The organism is Parvibaculum sp. (assembly GCF_019635935.1).
In the GTDB taxonomy this organism is placed as follows: domain Bacteria; phylum Pseudomonadota; class Alphaproteobacteria; order Parvibaculales; family Parvibaculaceae; genus Parvibaculum.
Genome location: NZ_JAHBYN010000001.1, coordinates 2,699,336 through 2,721,466, shown reverse-complemented (window position 1 = coordinate 2,721,466; position 22,131 = coordinate 2,699,336). Strand labels below are relative to the sequence as shown.

The window sequence follows — 22,131 nt, the reverse complement described above, 5'->3', positions numbered from 1 at the left end:
GGAGCGGATGGAAGAGAGAGCGCCACGCCCCTGTCCGGGCGGCTGGCCCTCCATAGTTGTTTTCCGCGGATTTGCCGATGGACGAACCCCAAGTGCCGCCGCCTGCCCCCGAAGCCGCGCCCGAGCCTGCCGCCGCCAATCCGCGCGCCTGGCACCGGTCGGCCTTTGTGCGCCAGGCGGCTTTCTTCTTCATCGTGCTGCCGCTCGTCATCGCGGCCAATCTCGCGGTCTGGGCGGCCTTCAACCAGCCGCATCACGCCGAAGCCTGGACCGGCGAAATCGTCGGCTTCTCCTACAGCCCCTATCGCCAGGGCCAGGACCCGACCCGGAACCGCCATCCCTCCGCCGCGCAGATCGAAGAGGATTTGAAGCTGCTCGCCGGCACGGTGCAGGCGATCCGCACCTACACCATGGTCTTCGGTCAGCAACGGATTCCCGAAATCGCCGCCCAGTACGGCCTGTCGGTGGCGCCGGGCGCCTGGATCGGTCCCAATCTCGAACGCAACGAGGTCGAACTCGAACGGCTCATTCAAGCCGCGCCACGGCGCAATGTGGTGCGCGTGATGGTCGGCAACGAGGCGCTGCTGCGGCGCGACGTGACGGTGGACGAGCTGATCGCCTATATCCGCCGCGCCAAGACGCGCATCTGGAAGCCGGTCTCGACGGCCGAGCCGCCGCATATCTGGCTCAACCATCCCGAGCTCGTGAAGGAAGTCGATTACATCGCCGTGCAGATCCTTCCCTATTGGGAGGGCATTCCGATCGACATCGCGGTCGATGCGGTGTTCGAGCGAATTGCGCTGCTGAAAGAGGCCTATCCGGGCAAGCCGATCGTCGTGTCGGAAGTCGGCTGGCCGAGCCGCGGCAAGGTCATTCCGCGCCGGCCCTATCTGGGCCTCTCCGAATCCGAGCTGAGCACCGAAGCCGTGCCGTCGCTGGTCAACCAGGCGACGTTCATGCGCGAGTTTCTCAACCGCGCCAAGCAGGAAGACCTCACCTACTACGTCATCGAAGCCTTCGACCAGCCGTGGAAGGCGTCGGAGGAAGGCGCGGCCGGCGCCTTCTGGGGCATCTACAATGCCGACCGGCAACCGAAATTCCCTATGGCCGGCGGCATTTCCGAGGCGCCGGAATGGCGCTTCTGGGCGTCGCTGGCGGCCGGCCTCGCGCTTCTGCCGGCCATGCTCTTCATTCTGCGCCAGAGCCATGTGCGGCCGGCCGGCGTTATCTTCTTCGCGGTGCTGACGCAGATTGCCGGATCGGCCATCGCCTGGGCGGGACTTTCGGTGACCGGCCTCTATTTCACCTGGGTCGGCGTCACGGTGTGGAGCTTTCTCTTTTTCGCGCAAGGCCTGCTCCTCATCGTGCTGCTGACGGAGGCCATCGAATTCGTCGAGGTGATCTGGACGCGCCACGGCGAGCGGCACTTCAAGCCGTTCGACGACAAGGTTGTCAGTCCGACCGCCAAGGTGTCGATCCATGTGCCGATCCACAACGAGCCGCCCGAGATGGTGAAGGAGACGCTCCGGGCGCTGTCGCTGATCGACTACGAGAACTACGAAGTGCTGGTGCTCGACAACAACACGACCGATCCGGAAGTCTGGCAGCCGGTGCGCGACTATTGCGCGACGCTCGGACCGCGCTTCCGTTTCTTCCATCTCGAAAACTGGCCGGGCTTCAAGGCCGGTGCGCTGAATTTCGGCATGGCGAAGACCGCGCCCGACGCCGAAATCATTGCCGTCATCGACAGCGACTACCAGATCGAGCCGAACTGGCTCAAGACGATGGTTCCCTATTTCGACAAGCGCGATGTCGGCTTCGTGCAGGCGCCGCAGGACTATCGCGACCGGCACGAAAGCGCCTTCAAGAACATGGCCTATTGGGAATATGCCGGCTTCTTTCATATCGGCATGGTCCAGCGCAACAATTTCAACGCCATCATCCAGCACGGCACGATGACGCTGGTGCGCAAGTCGGCGCTCGAAAAGGTCGGAGGCTGGGCGGAGTGGTGCATCTGCGAGGACGCCGAGCTCGGCATCAAGCTCTATCGCGCCGGCTATGACAGCGTTTACGTCAACCATTCCTTCGGCCGCGGTCTCACGCCCGACACGCTGGCCGGTTACATCACGCAGCGTTTCCGCTGGGCTTACGGCGCGGTGCAGATCGTCAAGCATCACTGGGATGCGCTCGCGCCCTGGGCGCGGCGGAAGAACGGCCTTTCGGGCGCGCAACGCTATTACTTCCTTGCCGGATGGCTGCCGTGGTTCGCCGACGGGCTGGCGCTGCTTTTCACGACCGCCAGCATCGTGTTGTCGGTCTGGGCGCTCTACCAGCCGCATATGGTCTATCTGCCGGTCGCGGCGTTTCTGATCCCGACCATCGGCAGTTTCGCCTTCAAGGTCATCCGTTCGCTGTGGCTCTATGCCGTGCGCATTCGCGACTGTTCCTTCCTCGAAAGCCTCGGCGCCGGCGTCGCGGCGCTCGGCCTCACGCATACCGTCGCCAAGGCGATGCTCAACGGCATGATCACCACCAGCAAACCCTTCATTCGCACACCGAAATGCGAGGACAAGCCGCCGCTCGCGGCCGCCTTCATCCAGGTGCGGGAGGAAACGCTGATGCTGACGGTGCTCTGGGGACTGACGATTGCCTTCCTGCTGAGCCCGGATTTCGCCGACAGCCATTCCAGGCTCTGGGTCGCCGTGCTGCTGGTGCAGTCCGTTCCTTACGCTTCGGCCGTGCTGCTCTCGCTCATCAACGTCATGCCGTCGCTCGTCCGGCGCAAGCCGAAGGCCGAGACGGCGGGCGCGTTGTCGCCGGCGGAATGAGGACCGTCAGAACATCGCTCGAACGCCGAAGCGCAGCGTCGTGACTTCGACATCCTCGCCCCGCCCGCGTGCGATCGAGGCGGTTTCGCCAAGTGCGCGTTCCCACACAAGATCGGCATAGGGCGCGAACCGGCGTGTGATTTCGTAGCGAAGCTGCAAGCCGGCCGCGACGCCGCTGAAGCCCGCGCCGATGCCGCGCTCGGGCACGTCCTGCGCGAAAGCATTCAACTCGACATGCGGTTCGGCGATCAGTTTCTGCGTGACCGGAATGTCGAGGCTCTGTTCGAGGCGAAGCGAGAGGTCGCCCTCGGTCGAGAGAAAGGCGGTCGCGTCCGTCTCGAAGAAATAGGGCGCGAGGCCGGTTACACCCGCAGCGAGATAGGTCTCGCCGCGCGGTTCGAAATCCTGACGGACACCCAGAAGCACGTCCCAGAAGGGATGCACGTTCCAACCGTAGAGAAGCTGCAGTTCTGCTTCTTCGGCGCGGCCGTCCTCGATCTTGCCTTCCGACCTGATCCAGACGCGTTCGCTATCGCCGCCGATCCAGCCATCGACATGCCAGCGCCACTGGCCGCCGTCGCGGGCCGCGTAATCCGCTTCGACGACGATCCTGCGGAAAATTTCGGCGCCGTGATCCATCGCCACGACGTCGCCGGGTTCGGCTCGTCCGGTCCCCGGAAAGGCGAACGATCCGAGAAGCGCGGCAAGAAGCATCTTTCGCATCACATGCCTCCGTGCCCTGCGTGACCGCCATGACCGTCATGCGAAATGGCGAGCGGCAAGGACGCGCCGTCCGGCGTGATACCCGCCTCGGCGGCGTCCGGCGGCTCGACGACGAAGGCCGTCATCATCCCCGAGGCCATGTGATAGAGCAGATGGCAATGCAGCGGCCAAGCGCCCACCTCCCGCGCCGTCAGGATGACCGAAACGGATTTTCCGGGCGGCACGATCACCGTATCCTTCAGCGGGCGATGGGCACCCGCACCATTCTCAAGCTCGAAGAACATGCCGTGCAGGTGCATCGGATGCGCCATCATGGTCTCGTTGACGAAGTCGATCCGCACGCGTTCGCCGTAGCGGACGCGGATCGGCGCGGCCTCGCCAAAACGCTTGTCGTTCAGCGTCCAGACATAGCGTTCCATGTTTCCGGTGAGGCGCATCTCGATCGAACGATCCGGCGGGCGGTTGTCGCCGGGCGCCGCACGGGCGCGCAGGTCCTCATAGGCGAGAACTTTCGATCCCTCCGGAAAACCCGATGCCCAGCCGACGGCGCGCGCAGGGGCGGAAGGGCTTTCGTGCGCGGCGCCGTCGTGCTGCATCTCGTGCATGTGGTGCCCGTCATGCCCGTCATGGCCGTCGTGCCTGTCATCCATCTGGTGAACGTCGCCATGACCTTCATGGCCATGACCTTCATGTCCGCCATGATCATCGCGAGCGCCGCCATGCTCATCTTTCGCGCCGTCCATGTCGTATCCGGCATGGCCGCCATGCGCCGCGCCCATATCGTCCATGGCGAGCAACGCACGGGGGCGGCGCTCCGGTATCGGACCTTCAGCGCCTTCGTTTGCGGCTAGCGTCGCACGCGCATAGCCCGCGCGGTCGATCGACTCGGCGAAGATCGTGTAGGGGCCCTCTCCGTCCGGTTCGACGATCACGTCATAGCGTTCGGCGACACCCATGCGGATCTCGTCCACGGAAACCGGCTCGACGTCGTTGCCGTCGGCGGCCACCACTTTCATCTTCAGACCGGGAATCCGCACATCGAACAGCGTCATGGCCGAGCCGTTGATCAGCCGCAGGCGAGTACGTTCGCCTTTCCTGAAGATGAAGGTTTCGTTTTCGGCCGGTTGCTTGCCGTTGACGAGAAACGCATAGCCGGTCACGTCGGCAAGATCGGTCGGGTCCATCCGCATCTCGCCCCAGTCGAGGCGGTCGCGCAGCGCCGCGCCGAAGCCTTGCTCGCGCGCGTCGCCGAAAAAGTCGCGCAGGGTACGCTTGTTGTAATTGTAGTAGCCCGGATCGGCCTTGAGATTGCGCAGGACGTGGTCGGAGTTTTCCGGCGTGATGTCGCCGAGCAGCACCACATAGTCGCGCTCGGCCGGGAACGGCGGCGGCGCGGCGGGCTCGATCACGATGGCGCCCAGCACGCTCTGGTCCTGCGTGCCGGTATGGCTGTGATACCAGTAGGTGCCGCTCTGGCGAATATCGAAGGTGTAAGTGTAGGACGCACCGGGCGCGATGCCCATGAAGCCGTTGAAACCGGGTGCGCCGTCCATGATGCCCGGCAGCAGAATGCCGTGCCAGTGCATCGATGTAGGTTCGTCTGCTTCGTTGGCAACCGTAATCGTCGCCTTCTCGCCCTCGCGGAGACGAAGTGTCGGTCCCGGAACGCTTCCGTTGACCGTCAGCTTTTCGACAGTACGCCCGTCGATTTCGACTTTCGCCTTCGCGACCGTCAGATCGTAGTTCCCCGCGAACGCGGCATAGGGAACAGCCACAAGCCCTCCCGCGAGCGCGAGACTTGCGAGCGTGGGCAGCGGAATCCGGATTCGTGTCTTCATCATCGGCGGATCATGGACCTTCCCATTGTTGGAAGGTCAAGCGCGGCCGATCCGGGAATCACAATGCGGGGACAAGTTGCGGCATAAGTTGCGGGATAAACCCGGGGATAAGTGCGCTCCGCAGCGACCCGTGACAGTTTTTTGACAGATCAATGACAGAAGGGCGTTTCGGGGTGTCGCAGTACCCCAAATTTCCGGATCACATCGGGCCGCCGCCGTCGATGTTGATCTTCTGACCGTTCGCATACGGATTGGCATCCGAAACGAGATAGACGACCGCGGCGGCCACCTCTTCGGGGCTGCAGACATGGCCGAAAGGCATGTTGGCGTCGAGTTCGTGGATGTCCATGCCCTTCTTGCCGGCGCGGGCCGCCGCAAGACGCGAGCCCATGTCGGTGTCGGTGAGGCCAGGCGCGACGATGTTCGTCCGTATGCCGAACTTCCGTTCTTCCTTGGCCAGCGTCAGCGCCAATGCCTCGGCCGCCGCCTTGCCCATATTGTAGGGACCGCCCTGCGCCGCGTGGTTGAGCGTCGCCACCGAAGAAATAATGACGATGTCGCCGCGCTTCTCCTTGCGCATATGCGGGATGACCAGCTTCGAAACGAAATGCGGCGCCATCGCATGAACACGCAGCACGCGCTCAAGTTCCAGCGGATCGGTGTCGGCGACCGTCTGGCCGCGCGAGGCGATGCCGGCATTGTTGACGAGAATGCCGATGGAACCGAAATCCTTCAGCACGTCGGCGACCATCTTCTGGTCTTCCTCGAAATTTTCGACCGAGGCCGAATAGGCCTTCGCCTTGCGTCCCAGCCGCTCGATCGCCTCGACCGCTTCGGCTGCCGCCTCCTCGTCGCGGCGATAATTGACCGCGACGTCGGCGCCCGCCTCCGCCAGCGCAACCGCAATGGCGCGGCCAATGCCGCGGCTGCCGCCCGTCACCAGCGCGACGCGGCCTTCAAGCGAGATGTTCATTGTCGTCCTCCCCGCGCACGGTTCACGCCGCGCGATAACCTTCATATTTCTTCATGTCTTCGCGCAGAACCGTTTTCAGGATCTTGCCGTTCGGATTGCGCGGCAGCGGTTCGTGCCGGAGTTCGATCTTGATCGGCACCTTGAAGGCGGCGAGCAACTTGCCGACATGGGCGCGAAGCTCTTCCTCGCTCACCTGCTTGCCGGGCGCGACCTGAACGACGGCGCCGACTTCTTCTCCCAGCACCTTGTGCGGGATGGCGACGACGGCGGCGTCCATGACGGCCGGATGCGCGTAGAGCGCGTCCTCGACCTCGACGCAATAAATGTTTTCGCCGCCGCGGATCAGCATGTCCTTCGCGCGGTCGAGAATGTAGGCGAAGCCTTCATCGTCGATGCGCACGAGATCGCCCGAGTGGAACCAGCCGCCTTCGGTGATCGCGGCGGCGGTCGCCTCGGGCTTGTTCCAATAGCCCTTCACGATGTTCGGGCCCCTGATCCAGAGCTCGCCGACCTGTCCGCGCGGCAATTCATTGCCCTTCTCATCGACAACCTTGATATCGCAGACCGGCACGGCGGGACCGGCGCTGTCGGGCTTTGCAATATAGTCTTCCGAAAGATTCTGGGTCGTGATGGCCGAAGTTTCGGTGAGGCCGTAGCCGTTCGACGGCTGCACTTTCGGAAACTGCTGCTTGATGCGCGCCACGAGGTCGGGCGCGGACGGCGCGCCGCCATAGCCGATCGACTCGACGCTCGATGTGTCGCGCGTCTGGAAGTCGGGCGATTCCAGAACCTGCCAGACCATTGCCGGTACGCCGCCGAACGCGGTCACACGCTCGCGTTCGATCAGCTCGAGCGCCTTTTCGGGATTCCATTTGTGGATGATGATGAGCTTGCCGCCGCCCGCATAGGTCGACACCAGGATCGAGTGGCAGCCGGTCACATGGAAAAGCGGCACCGACAGCAGCGTGATGCGCGGCGGTGCGGCCGGATCGGGCGCTGGCGGAATTTCGCCACGGCGCATGAAGGCGCGGGCGCCGCCGAGCAGCGCGTTCATCAGATTGGTGCAGATGTTGCGCTGCGTGCCGAGCGCGCCTTTCGGCTTGCCGGTGGTGCCGGAGGTATAAAAGATCGTCGCGTCATCGTCGGGGTGGACACCGGGATCGGGCAACGTGTCGTCCGGCAGCTTTGCGTAATCCTGCGGTTTCGCGACCAGCGTTTCGAAAGCCTCGGCCACGCCCAGTTCGTCGGCCGGTGTGCGCACGGCGACGAGGCCGTCGAGCCCGAGCGCCTTCAGATGCGGCCGGATGCGGTCGAGACGTTCATGGTCGACGATCAGGACTTTCGAGCCCGAATCCGAAACGCCATACTCGAGTTCGGGGCCCGTGCCCCAGGCGTTCAGCGGCACGATGACGCCGCCAATGGCGGCGACCGCCCAGAAGACGATCGACCATTCGGGAAAGTTGCGCATGATGAGCGCCACGCGATCGCCCTTCTTCACGCCGTATTTTTCGCTCAGCACACGGCCGAAAGCGGTCGCGGCGCGGTAGTGGCTTTCGTAGGTCAGGCGCTCGTCTTCATAGACGATGAATTCGCGTTCGCCCCAGGCGCGGCCGAGATCGAAAATCGCGCGCAAGGAAGGCGGCGTGTTCTTGTAGGTGCGGATCTTGTTGCCGCGAATGTCGACCGTTTCCATTTCGAAGGGCGAGCCCGGCGCGGTCAGGAAGGCATGCGCTTCCTCGATGGTCATGGCGGGCCATTTGGCGGCATTGTCGGCCATTGTCGTTCTCCCTGCAGGCGCGGTGCGCCCTCATATGTTTTTATGGTTCTAGAGATACCGCGTTTGGCCGCGGATTTGAAGACGACCCGCTGCCCGCCACTGGCTTTCAGAGGCCGAATTTCTTCAGAAGCGCCGTTTCCTCGGCGATGCAGGCGGCAAATCCCGGCCGCACATGGATCGCAGTCAGGTAGCGCGTCAGGTTCGGAAACGCGGCGGCGTCCGGCCGGTAGCCGGCATGGGCGAGATTGACGAACTGGGTCCCGACCGAAATGTCGGCGATGGAAAAGGCATCGCCCGCCAGAAACGCCTTCGCGCCGATTTCCTTTTCGAGCCAGGCGAAGTTTCCCTGCAGCTTTTCGGTGAAGGTTTTTTCGGCCGTCGTCTTGTCGGGTTCCTTGCCCATCAGGCGGTTGACGACCATCGGGCGGAAGACGCCCATGCCGACAGCGCCGGCAAGATCGCTGTCGGTATACTCCTCGTACCAGAGCGCCTTGCCATAGGCGAAAGCATCGGCCGGATAAAGCGCGGGCGACGGGAACTTGCGTTCGAGATAGCCGCAGATCGCCGAGCTGTCGGGCAAGGTCGCATCCGCGCCGATGCTGTCGTCGCGCAGCACCGGAATGCGCTTCAGCGGCGAAATTTCGAGAAACCAGTCCGGCGGCGGGAAAATATTGACCTGCTCCAGCGTGTAGTCCTGCCCCTTCTCGGCCAGGAACACGCGCACCTTGCGCACGAAGGGCGAAAGGCTTGCGCCGTAAACGGTCAAAGTCATGGAGTTTCCTTCCCGCCGGCCCGCCCTGCAGCGGGCACCTCGTGATGCCAGGGTGTGTGAGTGGCGGCAGCAAACACCGCCGCGACGGCCGGCGCAAGGCCAGGGCAAGCAGATTCTGTTAACCTTCGGTGTGGCAGAATGAAGGATGGCGCATTTCCGCCAGGAGGAGGCCCGTGTCCTCATTCATCTCAGGAAAGATCGCGCGATCGCCCGACAAGGAGGCGACCGTCACCCTGCTCGACGCGCCCGCGCTTCCGGAGCTCCGCCATCTCCTTGCCTATTGGGAGTCGAAGCGCGGTATGCGCGCGCATCCGGACCGGGCGGATATCCGCCCGGAGGAGTTCCGGCGGCTGCTGCCCCATATCGGCATCGTCGAAGTGCTCGACGGCGGCGCCGATTTCCGGTTCCGCCTGTTCGGCGAGGAACTTTTCAAGGTAACGGGTTTCGACAGAACGGGTGAAAAATTCTCGGAAATGAAGGCGGCGCCCGACTCGAAGCTCACGGACGAGGTGATGCGGAAGCGCTGGTCCGAGTCGATGCACGCGGTGCTGCAACTCGGCGGCCCGCTCTCGCTGAAGACGCCGGTGGCCCGAACCGAGGGCGAGGGGCCTCTCGAGATGCACGCCCTCCTGCTGCCGGTCACAACCGGCGGCGAGGAGATCGGGCAGATTCTGGGCGCGATTTTCATCGTACCGACGGCCGACTGATTGCCGTAAACGCCCCGAGAGAGCGACCAACAGCCAACGTGTCTCGGCGGCCGTTAGATTCCATTAACCGCCCCGTGGGACACTGAGCCCGGTCGCCCTCGAGACCTATCGGAGCAAAGCTCTTGTCGTCATTCGTTTCAGAACGTGCGCCTCGCCGGATCGACACCGCATCGCCGGTATCGCTGCTCGATGCGCCCGAAAATGCCGACGCGATCGCGCTCTTCAACTATTGGAACAGCAAGCGCGGCGAACGGCCGATGCCCGACCGGCGCGATATCCTGCCGTCCGAATTCGTGCGCATGCTGCCTTCGGTCGCGATCATCGAGGTGATCGATGGCGGCCGCGATTTTCGTTTCCGCCTTTTCGGCAGCGAGCTCGCGACATGGATGGGCTGCGACCGCACCGACCAGCGCTTTTCGGAAATGCAGCCCGCGCCGGGCTCCGACCTCACGCCCGAGCAGGTTCAAAAGAGGTGGACCGATGTTGCAAGCGGCGCGCTTGCCGCGGCGCGGCCGATCTTTCCCAAGGCGCCGGTTCTCACTTCCGGCGCCGTTCTGACCATGCATGCGGTGATCATGCCGTTGACGGCGGGCGGCAGCGAAATCGAACAACTCTTCGGCGGCGCTTTCGTCACCTCGACGCCTGACGGCAACTGAATTTCGAAAACGCCTCGCTGCGCCGATCCCGCTACGCGCCGGCGGGAAACTTCCGGATGAAACCAACCATCTCCTCCGCCATTTCCTCGCCCACATCTTCCTGCGAGAAGTGACCGGCGGGAAAGACCTTGTGTTCGATGCCCGGAAGCGCTGCGCCCGGCACGCGCTCGCGATATCCGCGCCCCAGCGTCGTGAAAGTGAACGGGCAGGCATCGCCCCATAGCGTCAGCAAGGGACCGTTCCAGCCTTCGAGTACGCGCCATGCGGCGTCGTTTTTTATCCGCTCCGGATCGTCGGCGGTGATCGGCACCAGAAGCGGAAAGCGTCGCGCGCCCGCGACATAGTCCTCGTTCGGAAACGGCGCGTCGTAGGCGCGCCGCGCGGCGGCCGACACCGGCTTCAGGCACCAGCCCGGCACGATGCGCGAGGGCAAAAAGGTTTCGACTTCCTGGCTGTAGACGCGCCAGGCGAGGAAATAGAGCGGCGCGCCGCTTTTTACATAAGCATTGACCTTGCCGGGATCGATGGCGTCGTTTTCGCCGAGCGTCGCGCGCCAGTCGATGCCGAGCATCGATTGCAGCGCGTCGGGCGCGAGAGGTTCCTGCGGCTTCATGCCGGGCAGGCCCGGCTGCGACGTGCCCGGCAAATCGGTGTTGGAGAAAACGGCGCGGGAAAAGCGGTCGATGTTTTCGGCAAGTACCCGGCCGCCGATCAGCCCGCCCCAGTCCTGACCGAAGATCGTGACGCGGCGCAGGTCGAGATGTTCGATGAGCTTCGTCACCCATCCGACATGCTTGCTGTAGGAATAGGCTTTGCCGTCCACCGGTTTGTCGGAGCGTCCAAAACCGATCAGGTCAGGCACAACGACGCGGAAGCCCGCCTTTTCGAAAACCGGAATCATTTTCCGGTAGAGGTAGCCCCACATGGGTTCGCCGTGGAGCAGCAGCAGCGTCTCCGCGGCGTCGCGGGGCCCCGCGTCGATATAGGCCATGCAAAGGCCCGGCTCGACCTCGTGGTAGCGCGGCGGCCAGGGAAAATTGTCAATGCCCTCGAAGCGGGCGTCCGGCGTTCGCAGGACGCCCGGCCGCGGTGCGGGCCTGGCATCGAAATCCTCGTTCGGCATAGGCCTCACCCTCCCCTGTTATGGCATTCATAATGTCATAATATGCGGGATCGGCGAAACGAAAAGCCGCGACCGGGGCCGGCATTCGGACAGGACCGTATTACAGGGACGAATGGTACAGCCGCCCCGGATCGAACGGGGGACCTCTAGATCCACAATCTAGCGCTCTAACCAGCTGAGCTACGGCTGCACAAATCAAGCGGAGGCGCCCGCACGGGGGCGCCCGCGATTGGCCGGGAACTTAATTCGCCGCCACGCCGATGACAAGGGCCGAGAAAGGCCGCAATCGGCCTAGATCAGCACATTGGCGACAAAGATCGAGACCACCCCCAGCGGCGCCACGAAACGCAGCGAAAAGCGCCAGAAACCAACCCAGCGCGCGCCGCTGACACCCAGCGCCTCCTCGACCTTCTCGCGCGTCAGCACCCAGCCGACAAAAAGCGACATCAACAGTCCGACCGTCGGCATCACGATGTTGAGGACCACATAGTCGAGCACATCGAAGACCGTCATCCCGGCGAGAATGCCGAGCGGGGCGAACGGGTGGAAATCCGACCAGTGGTTGAAGGAGAGGACCGTGCCGAAGCCGAGTATCCAGACCAATATGCCGGCGATGACAGCGAGCTTGCGGCGCGACATATCGACCGCTTCCTCGACCCAGGCGACGACCGGCTCGAGCAGCGAGATCGCCGAGGTGACGGCGGCAATCGAGAGCAGCAGGAAGAAGGCCGAACCGATCAGCACGCCGCCGCCAATGGTGCCGAAGGCGATGGGCAATGTGATGAAGGTGAGGCCCGGGCCCGCCGAGGGCTCGAGCCCGTAGGTGAAGACCAGCGGGAAGATCGCGACGCCGGCGAGGACGGCGATGGCGGTGTCGGCAAGCGCGATGATGACGGCGGAGCGCCCGATCGAGACGCTGCGATCAAGATAGGCGCCATAGGTCATCATGGCGCCGAGCGCGATCGAGACCGAGAAGAAGCCCTGCCCGATGGCTGCGAGCACGGTCGCGGGCGTGACTTCCGAAAGCCTTATATCGAACATGAAGCGCATCGCTTCGCCGAAGCCCGGCATGGTGGTGGCGTAGACCGCGAGACCCGCGATCAACAGGAAAAGCAGCGGCATCAGCGCGACGACGGCGCGTTCGATGCCGGAGGTCACGCCGACGGAGACGATGAAGACCGTGAAGCCGAGAAAGATCGTCTGCCAGAAAATCAACGCCCAGGGATCGGCGACGAAAGCTTCGAAATGCGCAAGCGTGGCGGCGTTGTCGTCGCCGGCGAATGCGCCGGTGATGGCGAACTCGATATATTTCAGCGCCCAGCCGCCGATCACCGCATAATAAGAAAGCACCACGAAGGCGCCGATGGTCCCGCCCCAACCGATCAGCGTCCAGAGCCGCGCGGCCCGGTTTTCGGCCACAAGCTTGCGCATCGTGTTGATGGGGCTCTTGTGGCCCATACGACCCAGCAGAATCTCCGCGGCCAGAATTGGCAGCGCGATGGCCAGCATCGTCAGGCCGTAGATCAGGATGAAGGCGCCGCCGCCATTTTCGCCGGCGACGTATGGAAAGCGCCAGATGTTGCCGAGCCCTACGGCGCTGCCAATGGCTGCCATTAAAAACGCAAAGCGCGAAGACCATTGCCGCGGCGCGAACGGTGTCGTCATTTCCGGTAACCCCCAATTGCCAGATGTCCGCCCTGCCCCGAGCGACGCGGGCCCAAGCCTAGCGCGGGCCGGCCTGCCGCGCCAAGCGTCGGACGCGCGCGACACGGGCGGAATCGCCTATAGTCGCCCGCAACGCGCATCCGGCCGACCGGGAGACCCGCATGAACACCCATCCCATCCGCACCGCCTATATCGAGGCCAACGGACTGGCCTTCGAAGTCGATATTTGCGGCGACGGCGAGAAACTCGCGCTGCTGCTGCACGGCTTTCCGGAAAGCAAATATTCGTGGCGGCATCAGATGCCGATATTCGCCGAACTCGGCTACACAGTCTGGGCGCCCAATCTGCGCGGCTATGGCGGCACGTCGCGGCCGAAGGGACGCGAGGCTTACGCGCTGCCGCATCTCCTCGACGATGTCGCCGGGTTGATCGATGCGGCGCGGGCGCGCGGCGTGTCCGGTCCGACAACGCTGGTCGCGCATGACTGGGGCGGCGTCATTGCATGGACATTCGCGCTGAAAAAGATGCGCCCGCTCGAACGCTTCATCGTGATGAACCTGCCGCATCCGGCACTGATGGCCAAGCGCATCCGCACCTGGGCGCAGCTCAAAAAGAGCTGGTACATCTTCTTCTTCCAGATTCCGTGGCTGCCGGAAAAGCTGCTGCTGGCGCGCAACGCGCGCGCCATCGGCGAGGCCTTCCGCGGCATGGCCGTCGACAAGAGCCGGTTTCCCGACGAGGTGCTCGATCACTATCGCAAGAACGCGCAGTTACCCGGCGCGATGACGGCGATGATCAACTACTACCGCGCCAGCTTCCGCGGCGAACGGCCGGCCGAGTGGACCGACCCTCCAATGCTCGAAACGCCGACGCTGATGATCTGGGGCGAGGAGGATTCGGCGCTCGGCAAGGAACTGACCTACGGCACGGACGAACTCGTCAGCGATTTCACGATCCGCTACCTGCCGCAGGTATCGCATTGGGTGCAGCAGGAAGCGCCGGAATCCGTCAACGCGATGGTCCGCGCCTGGATCGAGGGCCGGCACGTGCCGCAGGCCGGGCTTGGCGGACGGTTGCTCATCGCCGATTGAACAACCGTCCGCCGCGCCGTCTCATGGCCACCGGATCAGGCGCTTTCCGCAAACATATTTCGGTTCGTCGCGATCTGGGCCGCCTGCATGCGGCGGAAGACGCCGTCCTTGCGCGTCATCAACTCGGCATGGCTGCCCTGCTCCACGACCCGTCCGTCGTCGAACACCAGGATCCGGTCCATCCGGCGGATGGTCGAGAAGCGGTGCGCGATGACGAGCGTCGTGCGGCCTTCCATCAGCCGTTCGATCGCCTGCTGGATATGCGCCTCGGTTTCGGAATCGAGGCTCGACGTTGCCTCGTCGAGCACCAGGATTGGCGCATCGGCGAGGAAGGCGCGCGCAATCGCAATGCGCTGACGCTCGCCGCCCGAGAGCTTGACGCCGCGCTCGCCGACCAGCGTGTCGTAGCCCAGCGGCAGGCGCTCGATGAACGCATCCGCATGCGCCAGACGCGCAGCCTCCTCGATCTCGGCCCGGCTCGCGCCGGGCTTCGCATAGCCGATATTCTCGCCGATCGAGCGGTGGAACAGCACCGGCTCCTGCGGCACCAGCGCGATGGCGCGGCGCAGACTTTCGCGCGTCGTGCCGGCGATGTCCTGACCGTCGATCAGGATGCGGCCAGCATCGGCGTCGTAGAGCCGTTGCAGCAGCTTGACGAAGGTCGACTTGCCGCTGCCCGAGCGGCCGACCAGCGCGATGCGCTCGCCCGGCTCGATGTCGAGCGACATGCCGCGATAGAAAGCGCCGTTGCCGTTCGGGTAACGGAAATCGACCCTTTCGAAGCGGATCGACCCGCCGTCGACGCGCAGCGCCGGCAGCCCCTCGTCGTCGCGATCCTCGGCCGCGGTGTCGGCATAGCGGATCACGTCCTCGATCTCGTTGATGCCGCGCTGCAGGTTCTGCATGTGGAAGCCGATGTCGCGCAGATAACCATTGATGAGCAGATAACTCGTCATGGCATAGGCAATGTCGCCCGGCGTCGCTTCCCCGCGCGTCCAGAACAGGATGACGAGGCCGATCATGCCGGCCTGTAACGCCATCAGGATGCCGACCTGGGCCAGCATCGCGATGTCCATGGCGCGCCAGGCGCGCGCCGCCTTGCGCGCCCAGTCCTGCGTCAGGCGTCCGAGACGCGCATCCTCCCGTTCCTCGCCGCCGAAGGACTTGACCACCGGGTTGCAGTTGACCGCATCGGCGATGGCGCCGCCGACCACGCTATCGGCGGCGACGTTGAGCCTGTTTTTCGGCGCGACATAATATTTGATCAGGACGATGGTGAGGGCGAAGTAGAGAACGATGCCCGCCAGCACATAGAGCCCGACCAGCGGCCAGTGGAAGGCCAGACTGATGACCACGCCGATCAGCACGCAACCGGTCGGCAGGAAGCCGATATAGATCGTGTCGGCCAGCGTGTCGTAGGCCCACATGCCGCGCGTGATGCGTCTCACCGTCGCGCCCGCGAAGCTGTTGGAGTGCCATTCGGCGCTGTAACGCTGTACGCGGTGGAACGCCTCGGTGACGATGTCGCGCATGACGCGCACGGCAAAGCCCGCCCAGACAAGCATCGAGGCGCGGCGGGCGAGATGAAAGCCGACGCCCTGACCGACAAAGAGCAGCAGGGCGAAGACGGCGAGATCGACGTCCTCGGCGGCCGGCGGGAAGCCGGCTTGCGCGACCGCATCGACGAGCCTTCCCGAGACGATCGGGAAAGCGACGTCGAAGGCGACGGACAGAAGCATCAGGACGATGAGGGCCGCGCCCGTGAAGGGGTAGCGGCGCCAATAGGTCCACAGGAACGCGGCGGTGCGCCGCGCGGTGACTTGATCGCTCATTTTTTTCGACCGCCTGGACCGAAGCCTCAGGCGGTATCCCTGAAAAGGTGCTGGAAAGCGCGCATGGCGCCGCATCCGGTTGACGTTGGAACCGGGACCACTGGAAGACGCCTCGGGGCGGCGCGCGCGGCGCCGCCGGACGAAACCGCTTCGAATGGAAGAATGCCCGGCAGGTTACCCGGGCGCAGCGCTCAGCCTAACGGCGACGGCCCGGGAGGAAACACGGATTTGAAGGCACAGCTACGACTTGCATTCCGCTCCTCCTGTTGCGTTCGAGGTTGGCCAATATAAGCGCCGACATGGCGGGCGACTCACGGCCCGCGACCAGCCCCCGTTTTCTACACCCGTTTGCACCGGATGAAAATATCCGACGTGCAAGGATGAATCCGCAGCGGCCGAAATCGGGCGATGTGTGGCAAAAGGTCCACGCTTTTGTGCGATGCAATGCCGGGCGGCAGCGCAGAACGGGCTTGCGGCGCATCATGTTGCCGCCATATTTGATCCGCATTCTCGCAAGGTCCGATCCGCCGAATTCCCCCGCCTGGAGCCACTCATGTCCCGTCTTTTCGCCATCCTTGTCGGCCTCATCCTGCTTTTGGTTGCCGTCGCCGTCGCCGTGCCGATGCTCGTTCCAATGGAGACCTACAAGGCGCAGATCGCTGCCGCCGTGAAGGAGCAGACAGGCCGCGACCTGAGGATAGATGGCGATATCGGCCTGTCGCTTTTTCCCAATATCGCGGTCTCGATCGGCGATGTCGGCTTCTCCAACGCAAGCTGGGGCAAGGAGCGCGAAATGGCCTCGATGCAGGAAATGCGGGCGGCGCTGAAGCTGATGCCGCTTTTCCGCGGCGCGATCGAGATCGACAGCTTCGTGCTGGTCGATCCGGTCATTCATCTCGAAGTGCGGCGCGACGGCACCCCCAACTGGCAATTCGAAACCGCACGGGCCGCCGCCGCGCCCGCCACGACCGGCAGCGAGGGCGGCGGCATCGGCGTCAGCGAAGTCAGCCTCGGCGAAATCTCGATCCGCAACGGACGCGCCAGCTATGTCAACGCGCAGACCGGCGCCAATTACGCCGCCGAAAAGGTCAATGTGAACCTTGCCCTTCCCGGCCTCGACCAACCCTTCGTCGCCGACGGATCGCTGGTCTGGAACGGCGACAAGATCGATGTCGATCTCAAGGCCGACCGCCCGCGCGCCTTTACCGAAGGCGGCGAGACGCCTGTCGCGCTGACGCTTTCGGCGCCGAAAATCCGCGCCACCTATGCCGGGACGCTGAAGGCGCTGGACGGTGTCGCGTTCGCCGGCGATGTCGACCTCAATGTCAGTTCGGTGCGCGCGCTCGCCGCATGGGCCGGCAGTCCGATGCCCGACGGTGAAGGTTTCGGCGCACTTGCGCTTTCCGGCAAGGCGAGCGGCGGCGGCGACACCTATCGCTTCAGCGATGCGAAGATCGGCTTCGACGGCATGAACGCGACGGGCAACCTGACCGTCAACACGGGCGGCGCGCGGCCGAATGTGCGCGGCGCCCTTGCGGTCGACCGGATCGACGTCAACACCTATCTGGCCGATGGCGGCAAGGGTGCGGGCGGCGGCGGTTCCGGCGGCGCCGGCGACAGCGAATGGAGCAACGCGCCCATCGACCTTTCCGGCCTCAAGGCCATCGACGCCGATTTCGACTTCTCGACACAGGAAATCCTCTTCCAGCAGATCAAGATCGGCGAGAGCGCGCTCAAGCTCAAGGTCGCGAATGGTTTGCTCAATGCCAATCTCTCGCGGCTCAATCTCTATCAGGGCGCAGGCTCGGGCACGCTGACGGTCAACGGCGCTTCGGCAACGCCACAGATCGCCGCCAATTTCAAACTGGCCGGGCTCGCCGCCGAACCTTTTCTCACCGATGCCGCCGATTTCAAGCGGTTGCAGGGCAAGACCGCCATCGACATCGCCGTCACGGCGGCCGGCCGCTCGCAACGCGACATGGTGTCGGCGCTCAATGGCAATGGCAGCGTCAAATTCACCGACGGCAAGATCAAGGGCATCAATCTCGCCCAGCTGACACGAAGCGTTTTCAGCGCGGCAACGTCGGGCTGGCAGTCCGGCGGGACGCAGGACACGGATTTCTCCGAGATGGGCGGCAGCTTCACGATCACCAATGGCGTGCTCAAGAACGACGATCTCAGGTTGCTGTCGCCGCTGATCCGCGTGACCGGCGCGGGCACCGTGAACATGCCGCCGAAGACGCTCAACTACCGGGTCGAGCCGAAGCTTGCGGCCTCGCTTGAAGGACAGGGCGGACAGGCGGATGTCAAAGGCATCGAGGTGCCGATCCTCGTTACGGGGCCGTGGTCCAACCCGCGCTTCGCGCCGGACCTCGCCTCGATGATCCAGAACCGCGAGAACATCGAAAGCACCATCAAGTCGATCAAGGAAGACAAGGGCAAGGGCCTGATCGACAGTCTGATGGGCAAACCTCCGGCCCAGCAGGCGCCCGCCGAGGGCGCAAGCGGCGACGAGGCGCCGGCCGAACCCGCGACGAGGCCCCGGCCCGAAGACGCGCTGAAGCAGCTCTTCGGGCGATAGGTCCGGTCAGACCTTTCTGAAATCTTCGAGGGCGGCGTATTCCTTGACGCCGTCGACGCGGTACATGCGGCGGCCGAGGCGCGGATAAGTGCAGATGTCGATGGGCGCGCGCGTGCCGCCCATCAGATAGACGAGGTCTTCCGACACGCCCTCCGGCACCCGCATCGAATGGGCCGGCGAATTTTTCGGGAAGGCCATGAAGTCGCCCGGCCCGACCTCGAACGTCTCCTCGCCGATCGTCGCCTCGGCGCGGCCGGAGAGGATGTAGAGGAACTCCTCATCCTGACCGTGGAAGTGATGCTCGGTCGTTTCGCGGCCGGGCTCGACGCGGACCAGATGGACACCGACATCCGACAAGCCCAGCAGGTCGCCGATGGAGCGCGTGTTGCGGATCGCATTGGCATTGAACTGGTGAACATTGGCGCGTTCCGGCAGCCGCGCGATCTCGGCGGCGGTCAGGTGGCAGGCGGCCCTGCCCCGCGATTTGTCTTCGGTCGATGTCACAGGCGGCCTCCCAACAGGTTCACGGACATTCTATCCGGCCGGGGGAGATTTGGCCCCTTCGACAGCCGGACAGCGCCTGTTTGCCTCAAATTTTGTGCCTCACGCCTCCGCCGTCTAGACTGTCCGGGACTGATTCGCCGGGGACCGGGGCGACGCCTCCATGATTCAAAACGCCTTTTCGGTGCTGATAAAGTTTTTCATCGGGGCGGTGGCCGTCGGGGCGCTGCTCAACGCATTCGACATTTCGGCCGAGCAGGTGCTTCAGGACATCGGTTTCACGCCGGAGGCCGTCATTGCCTTTGTGCGCGACGGGATCGGCTGGGCGCTGCCGCACTTCCTGCTGGGCGCGATGGTGCTCATTCCGATCTGGCTGATCATTTTCCTCCTGAAGCCGCCGAGCTTCCGCGGCTGACCTTCACCTGTTGCACGACGGCACAAGCTATGTAGAGTCCGTTGGTTAACGGCAGCGGGGCACAAAGTTCCCGGGCCGGACAGGGGTATAATTTGGGAGGATATCCATGAAGAAGACGATTTTTGCCGCGGCTCTGGCCGTTTCCGCCATCGCGCTTGCGGCGCCCGCCACCGCCGATGTCGGCGCCGGGCTCGTCGGCAATACCGTCACGCTGACGGCGGCCGACGGTGCGGTGACCAAGATCTATTACCCCGATGCGTCGAACATCGTCGTCAAGGCGGCGGACGGCTCGGAGATCGGCGGCAGCTGGCGCGTCTCCGACAACACGATCTGCACGACGATGGGCGAAGCGCCCGAGAACTGCACGCAGCCGATCGAGGAAGCACCGGCCGTTGGCGGCTCGGGCACCATCGAGGGCGAGCAGGGCAACGTCGCGTGGACGGTCACGGCCGGCAAGGACTTCTGATCCAACGCCGTTTCCGTCTGTTCCCTGACGGCCGCTTTCACTAGAGTCGCCGAAACGAAATCCGGCGATTCGAAGGAGAAGCGATCATGGGACGACTTTCGGGAAAACGCGCAATCGTCACGGGCGCTGGGAGCGGCATCGGCCGCGCCAGCGCCCGTCTCTTTGCGGCGGAGGGCGCCAAGGTCGTCGCCGTCGATCTCGTGGAAGCAGCCGTCGACGAGACGGCCGAGATGATCCGCAAGGATGGCGGCACGGTTTCATCCGTCGCGGCCGATGTCAGCGACGAAAATGCGGTCAAGGCATTCGTCCAGCACAGCGTCGACCAGCATGGCGGCGTCGATGTGCTCTTTGCCAATGCCGGGATCAGCGGCGGGCTTGTGCCGCTGCAGGAGCAGACCGTTCCCTACTGGCAGCAAATTCTGGCCGTCAATCTGATCGGCCCGTTTCTCGCGATCAAATATGCAAGCCCGCACATGCTCGCCCAAGGCAAGGGCTCGATCATTTGCACGGCCTCGGTCGCGGGCCTGCGCGCCAATGCCGGCGCCACCGCCTACAGCGCCAGCAAGGCCGGCGTCATCAGTCTCGTGCAGACAGTGGCCAACGAGTTTTACGGCTCGGGCGTGCGCGTCAACGCAATCTGTCCGGGCCTGATCGAGACCGGCATGACGAAGCCGATTTTCGACGGCGCAAGGGCGCGCGGCAGCGACGACAAGATCGGCCAGCTCAATCCGATGAAGCGTTACGGATTACCGCCGGAAATCGCCCATGCGGCGCTCTTCCTTGCGAGCGACGACGCCTCCTATGTCAACGGGCAGGCGATTGCCGTCGATGGCGGACTGTCCAGCACGCATCCGTTCGCGGGACGGCGCTGAGTTTCCGGATTTCGGCGGGGAGTGGTGCCCAGGGGCGGAGAACCGGCGAGAGCTATCTATCTGATCGGATTCACGTTTTTGGGAAGACGTGTTTTTCAGGCCAGCGCGGGTACCAGCATTTTCCTGCGCCTTGACGTGTGCATATGTTTAGTGGTGGGAGCTTATATTGGGCGATGAGCTTCGTTGGGGTGCGGTGTCATGCTGCGTTTGCACAGAGCCGCCCGAGCCTATCACCTTCTTGAGGCTCACACTTGTCGCTGGGTCGATGATATGGAGCGTCGTCGCGCTCGCGGCTACCTGCCGGACACAAGTATGCTCGTCATTGCAGTAGAAAAGGATGCTCACCGTACCGCGTGTGATCGTCGCGACCTTAGAGTCCTTCGGCAAGCGACCAATGACAGTCCAAACGTGACTTGAGGGTCATGCTCTCGACGGCTTTCGTCAAATCTGAAGTTGAGTCCGAAGATGACTTACGGTGCTGTCGTTGCGAGCGATGAGATTCATCCCTGTGTCATCACCTAAGCCTATAACGCACTGCGTTTCTATCATCCAAGTATCAACTGCAGGATCACCCCCGTCCATTTCACACTGCCTTCGAAAAACCTGTCGGGGCATCCCTTGACGGTTTTGCAGGTGGAGTTACACGTGCAATGGCTTTTTGCGACGCCTTAATAAATGCCTACGACAAGGAGAACTTGGATGCAGGCGGCGAGAAGAGCGGAAGCCAACTTCTCAAGGTACCGGCCTGTCGGCGACGTCGAGAACTAAACAGAGGAATATGTCGTGCGTTTCACTGGGAAGTACTCTCAAAACTCGGCATTTAAAACTCGCTACAGGTTCAGAGTAAAAAAAATCAATGCTGTCGGTGTTCTTCGGTATCTCGCTCGAGGAAGCAATTCTCCGCCCTGTTTCTTTCAACGTGGCGAAAGATTCTCCCGGATCCATAGTGCATTCGCCGAACAATAAGCTGACGGTGAGATTTTCTCCGGGCGAGAGAGCGGCGCCCATTCCCACGCTTTTGCACACATGCATCAACAAATAAGGCCGGTTGACCGTCACCGCGCATCCTGCCGTCATAGCGGAGAACGCGAGATCCCCCCCGATCTGCTCCCCTTGCAGCAGAATGGCAGTTCGCGCGCTCGCCAATCGACGCATCCGGCTTCGAAAAGCCGCGGGATCCATCGCAAGATCTTGCATGGCATTTCCCTCTCATATCTACCGATCTCCCGTCGGCTCGTGAGGGAGAGTGCAAGCGGCAAGCCACATCGGTCGCGGCTGGATACGCACGCGACCGCAAAGCCAAAAAAGCAC

At 63.6% G+C, this 22,131-nt stretch carries 18 protein-coding genes and 1 tRNA gene; 8 read left to right on the top strand and 11 right to left on the bottom strand.

Features of this window, described 5'->3' with window-relative positions:
- Nucleotides 1-77 precede the first annotated feature (77 nt).
- Nucleotides 78-2,828, top strand: coding sequence for a glycosyltransferase (locus tag KF719_RS13390; RefSeq protein ID WP_293509204.1), 2,751 nt, complete (start codon nucleotides 78-80; stop codon nucleotides 2,826-2,828).
- Nucleotides 2,829-2,834: 6 nt separating this feature from the next.
- On the opposite strand, the gene KF719_RS13385 is transcribed toward KF719_RS13390, so the two are convergent.
- From KF719_RS13385 to KF719_RS13365, 5 genes are all read right to left on the bottom strand, one after another.
- Nucleotides 2,835-3,551 carry a copper resistance protein B gene (locus tag KF719_RS13385; protein WP_293509203.1) on the bottom strand — a complete coding sequence of 239 codons (717 nt, stop codon included), beginning with the start codon at nucleotides 3,549-3,551 and terminating at the stop codon, nucleotides 2,835-2,837.
- The gene (locus KF719_RS13380; protein WP_293509202.1) at nucleotides 3,551-5,392 is read right to left on the bottom strand and encodes a copper resistance system multicopper oxidase; all 1,842 of its coding nucleotides are present in this window, start codon (nucleotides 5,390-5,392) and stop codon (nucleotides 3,551-3,553) included. The genes KF719_RS13385 and KF719_RS13380 overlap by 1 nt, the downstream gene beginning before the upstream one ends.
- A 196-nt stretch (nucleotides 5,393-5,588) precedes the next feature.
- The gene (locus tag KF719_RS13375; protein ID WP_293509201.1) at nucleotides 5,589-6,362 is read right to left on the bottom strand and encodes an SDR family oxidoreductase; all 774 of its coding nucleotides are present in this window, start codon (nucleotides 6,360-6,362) and stop codon (nucleotides 5,589-5,591) included.
- 22 nt (nucleotides 6,363-6,384) lie between these two features.
- Nucleotides 6,385-8,139, bottom strand: a complete 1,755-nt coding sequence (locus KF719_RS13370) for a class I adenylate-forming enzyme family protein (RefSeq protein ID WP_293509200.1) — start codon at nucleotides 8,137-8,139, stop codon at nucleotides 6,385-6,387.
- 106 nt (nucleotides 8,140-8,245) lie between these two features.
- Nucleotides 8,246-8,911 (bottom strand): glutathione S-transferase family protein, encoded by a 666-nt coding sequence (locus KF719_RS13365; RefSeq protein ID WP_293509199.1) that lies wholly within the window; start codon nucleotides 8,909-8,911, stop codon nucleotides 8,246-8,248.
- Between the two features lie 173 nt (nucleotides 8,912-9,084).
- Here KF719_RS13365 and KF719_RS13360 point away from each other — a divergent pair, with 173 nt between their 5' ends.
- Together KF719_RS13360 and KF719_RS13355 are read left to right on the top strand one after the other, a co-directional pair.
- Nucleotides 9,085-9,618: a PAS domain-containing protein gene (locus KF719_RS13360; RefSeq protein WP_293509198.1), complete on the top strand. Its 534-nt coding sequence runs from the start codon at nucleotides 9,085-9,087 to the stop codon at nucleotides 9,616-9,618.
- 122 nt (nucleotides 9,619-9,740) lie between these two features.
- On the top strand, nucleotides 9,741-10,274 hold the full coding sequence (locus KF719_RS13355) for a PAS domain-containing protein (protein ID WP_293509197.1): 534 nt from the start codon (nucleotides 9,741-9,743) through the stop codon (nucleotides 10,272-10,274).
- Nucleotides 10,275-10,305: 31 nt separating this feature from the next.
- Here KF719_RS13355 and KF719_RS13350 read toward each other — a convergent pair whose 3' ends face one another.
- The 3 genes from KF719_RS13350 to KF719_RS13340 all read right to left on the bottom strand — a co-directional run bounded on the left by KF719_RS13350 (nucleotide 10,306) and on the right by KF719_RS13340 (nucleotide 13,062).
- On the bottom strand, nucleotides 10,306-11,397 hold the full coding sequence (locus KF719_RS13350; protein ID WP_293509196.1) for a haloalkane dehalogenase: 1,092 nt from the start codon (nucleotides 11,395-11,397) through the stop codon (nucleotides 10,306-10,308).
- 113 nt (nucleotides 11,398-11,510) lie between these two features.
- A tRNA-His gene (locus KF719_RS13345) sits at nucleotides 11,511-11,587 on the bottom strand.
- A gap of 101 nt (nucleotides 11,588-11,688) precedes the next feature.
- Nucleotides 11,689-13,062, bottom strand: a complete 1,374-nt coding sequence (locus KF719_RS13340) for a sodium-dependent transporter (RefSeq protein WP_293509195.1) — start codon at nucleotides 13,060-13,062, stop codon at nucleotides 11,689-11,691.
- 161 nt (nucleotides 13,063-13,223) lie between these two features.
- On the opposite strand from KF719_RS13340, the gene KF719_RS13335 reads away from it, so the two are divergent.
- A complete protein-coding gene (locus KF719_RS13335; RefSeq protein WP_293509194.1) occupies nucleotides 13,224-14,153 on the top strand; it encodes an alpha/beta hydrolase in 930 nt (309 codons plus the stop codon).
- Between the two features lie 35 nt (nucleotides 14,154-14,188).
- Here the strand turns inward: KF719_RS13335 and KF719_RS13330 are convergent, their stop codons facing one another.
- A complete protein-coding gene (locus KF719_RS13330; protein WP_293509193.1) occupies nucleotides 14,189-15,985 on the bottom strand; it encodes an ABC transporter ATP-binding protein in 1,797 nt (598 codons plus the stop codon).
- A 553-nt stretch (nucleotides 15,986-16,538) separates the two neighbouring features.
- Here KF719_RS13330 and KF719_RS13325 point away from each other — a divergent pair.
- Nucleotides 16,539-18,566 (top strand): AsmA family protein, encoded by a 2,028-nt coding sequence (locus tag KF719_RS13325; RefSeq protein ID WP_293509192.1) that lies wholly within the window; start codon nucleotides 16,539-16,541, stop codon nucleotides 18,564-18,566.
- Between the two features lie 6 nt (nucleotides 18,567-18,572).
- On the opposite strand, the gene KF719_RS13320 is transcribed toward KF719_RS13325, so the two are convergent.
- Nucleotides 18,573-19,070 (bottom strand): cupin domain-containing protein, encoded by a 498-nt coding sequence (locus KF719_RS13320; RefSeq protein ID WP_293509191.1) that lies wholly within the window; start codon nucleotides 19,068-19,070, stop codon nucleotides 18,573-18,575.
- 160 nt (nucleotides 19,071-19,230) lie between these two features.
- Between KF719_RS13320 and KF719_RS13315 the strand changes: the two genes are divergently transcribed.
- The 3 genes from KF719_RS13315 to KF719_RS13305 all read left to right on the top strand — a co-directional run bounded on the left by KF719_RS13315 (nucleotide 19,231) and on the right by KF719_RS13305 (nucleotide 20,820).
- Nucleotides 19,231-19,482, top strand: a complete 252-nt coding sequence (locus KF719_RS13315; protein ID WP_293509190.1) for a DUF6460 domain-containing protein — start codon at nucleotides 19,231-19,233, stop codon at nucleotides 19,480-19,482.
- Nucleotides 19,483-19,588: 106 nt separating this feature from the next.
- Nucleotides 19,589-19,948: a hypothetical protein gene (locus KF719_RS13310; protein WP_293509189.1), complete on the top strand. Its 360-nt coding sequence runs from the start codon at nucleotides 19,589-19,591 to the stop codon at nucleotides 19,946-19,948.
- A gap of 86 nt (nucleotides 19,949-20,034) precedes the next feature.
- Entirely contained in the window at nucleotides 20,035-20,820 is a 786-nt protein-coding gene (locus KF719_RS13305) for an SDR family NAD(P)-dependent oxidoreductase (RefSeq protein WP_293509188.1), read from the top strand.
- 732 nt (nucleotides 20,821-21,552) lie between these two features.
- On the opposite strand, the gene KF719_RS13300 is transcribed toward KF719_RS13305, so the two are convergent.
- Nucleotides 21,553-22,017, bottom strand: coding sequence for a hypothetical protein (locus KF719_RS13300; protein WP_293509187.1), 465 nt, complete (start codon nucleotides 22,015-22,017; stop codon nucleotides 21,553-21,555).
- Nucleotides 22,018-22,131 lie beyond the last annotated feature (114 nt).

Bases quoted from the DNA above. Each gene is read 5' to 3' on its own strand.
- KF719_RS13370 (WP_293509200.1), bottom strand. From the start codon at position 8,139: ATGGCCGACAATGCCGCCAAATGGCCCGCCATGACCATCGAGGAAGCG.
- KF719_RS13315 (WP_293509190.1), top strand. From the start codon at position 19,231: ATGATTCAAAACGCCTTTTCGGTGCTGATAAAGTTTTTCATCGGGGCG.
- KF719_RS13365 (WP_293509199.1), bottom strand. From the start codon at position 8,911: ATGACTTTGACCGTTTACGGCGCAAGCCTTTCGCCCTTCGTGCGCAAG.
- KF719_RS13340 (WP_293509195.1), bottom strand. From the start codon at position 13,062: ATGACGACACCGTTCGCGCCGCGGCAATGGTCTTCGCGCTTTGCGTTT.
- KF719_RS13335 (WP_293509194.1), top strand. From the start codon at position 13,224: ATGAACACCCATCCCATCCGCACCGCCTATATCGAGGCCAACGGACTG.
- KF719_RS13390 (WP_293509204.1), top strand. From the start codon at position 78: ATGGACGAACCCCAAGTGCCGCCGCCTGCCCCCGAAGCCGCGCCCGAG.
- KF719_RS13325 (WP_293509192.1), top strand. From the start codon at position 16,539: ATGTCCCGTCTTTTCGCCATCCTTGTCGGCCTCATCCTGCTTTTGGTT.
- KF719_RS13380 (WP_293509202.1), bottom strand. From the start codon at position 5,392: ATGATGAAGACACGAATCCGGATTCCGCTGCCCACGCTCGCAAGTCTC.
- KF719_RS13330 (WP_293509193.1), bottom strand. From the start codon at position 15,985: ATGAGCGATCAAGTCACCGCGCGGCGCACCGCCGCGTTCCTGTGGACC.
- KF719_RS13375 (WP_293509201.1), bottom strand. From the start codon at position 6,362: ATGAACATCTCGCTTGAAGGCCGCGTCGCGCTGGTGACGGGCGGCAGC.
- KF719_RS13385 (WP_293509203.1), bottom strand. From the start codon at position 3,551: ATGCGAAAGATGCTTCTTGCCGCGCTTCTCGGATCGTTCGCCTTTCCG.
- KF719_RS13300 (WP_293509187.1), bottom strand. From the start codon at position 22,017: ATGCAAGATCTTGCGATGGATCCCGCGGCTTTTCGAAGCCGGATGCGT.
- KF719_RS13310 (WP_293509189.1), top strand. From the start codon at position 19,589: ATGAAGAAGACGATTTTTGCCGCGGCTCTGGCCGTTTCCGCCATCGCG.
- KF719_RS13350 (WP_293509196.1), bottom strand. From the start codon at position 11,397: ATGCCGAACGAGGATTTCGATGCCAGGCCCGCACCGCGGCCGGGCGTC.
- KF719_RS13305 (WP_293509188.1), top strand. From the start codon at position 20,035: ATGGGACGACTTTCGGGAAAACGCGCAATCGTCACGGGCGCTGGGAGC.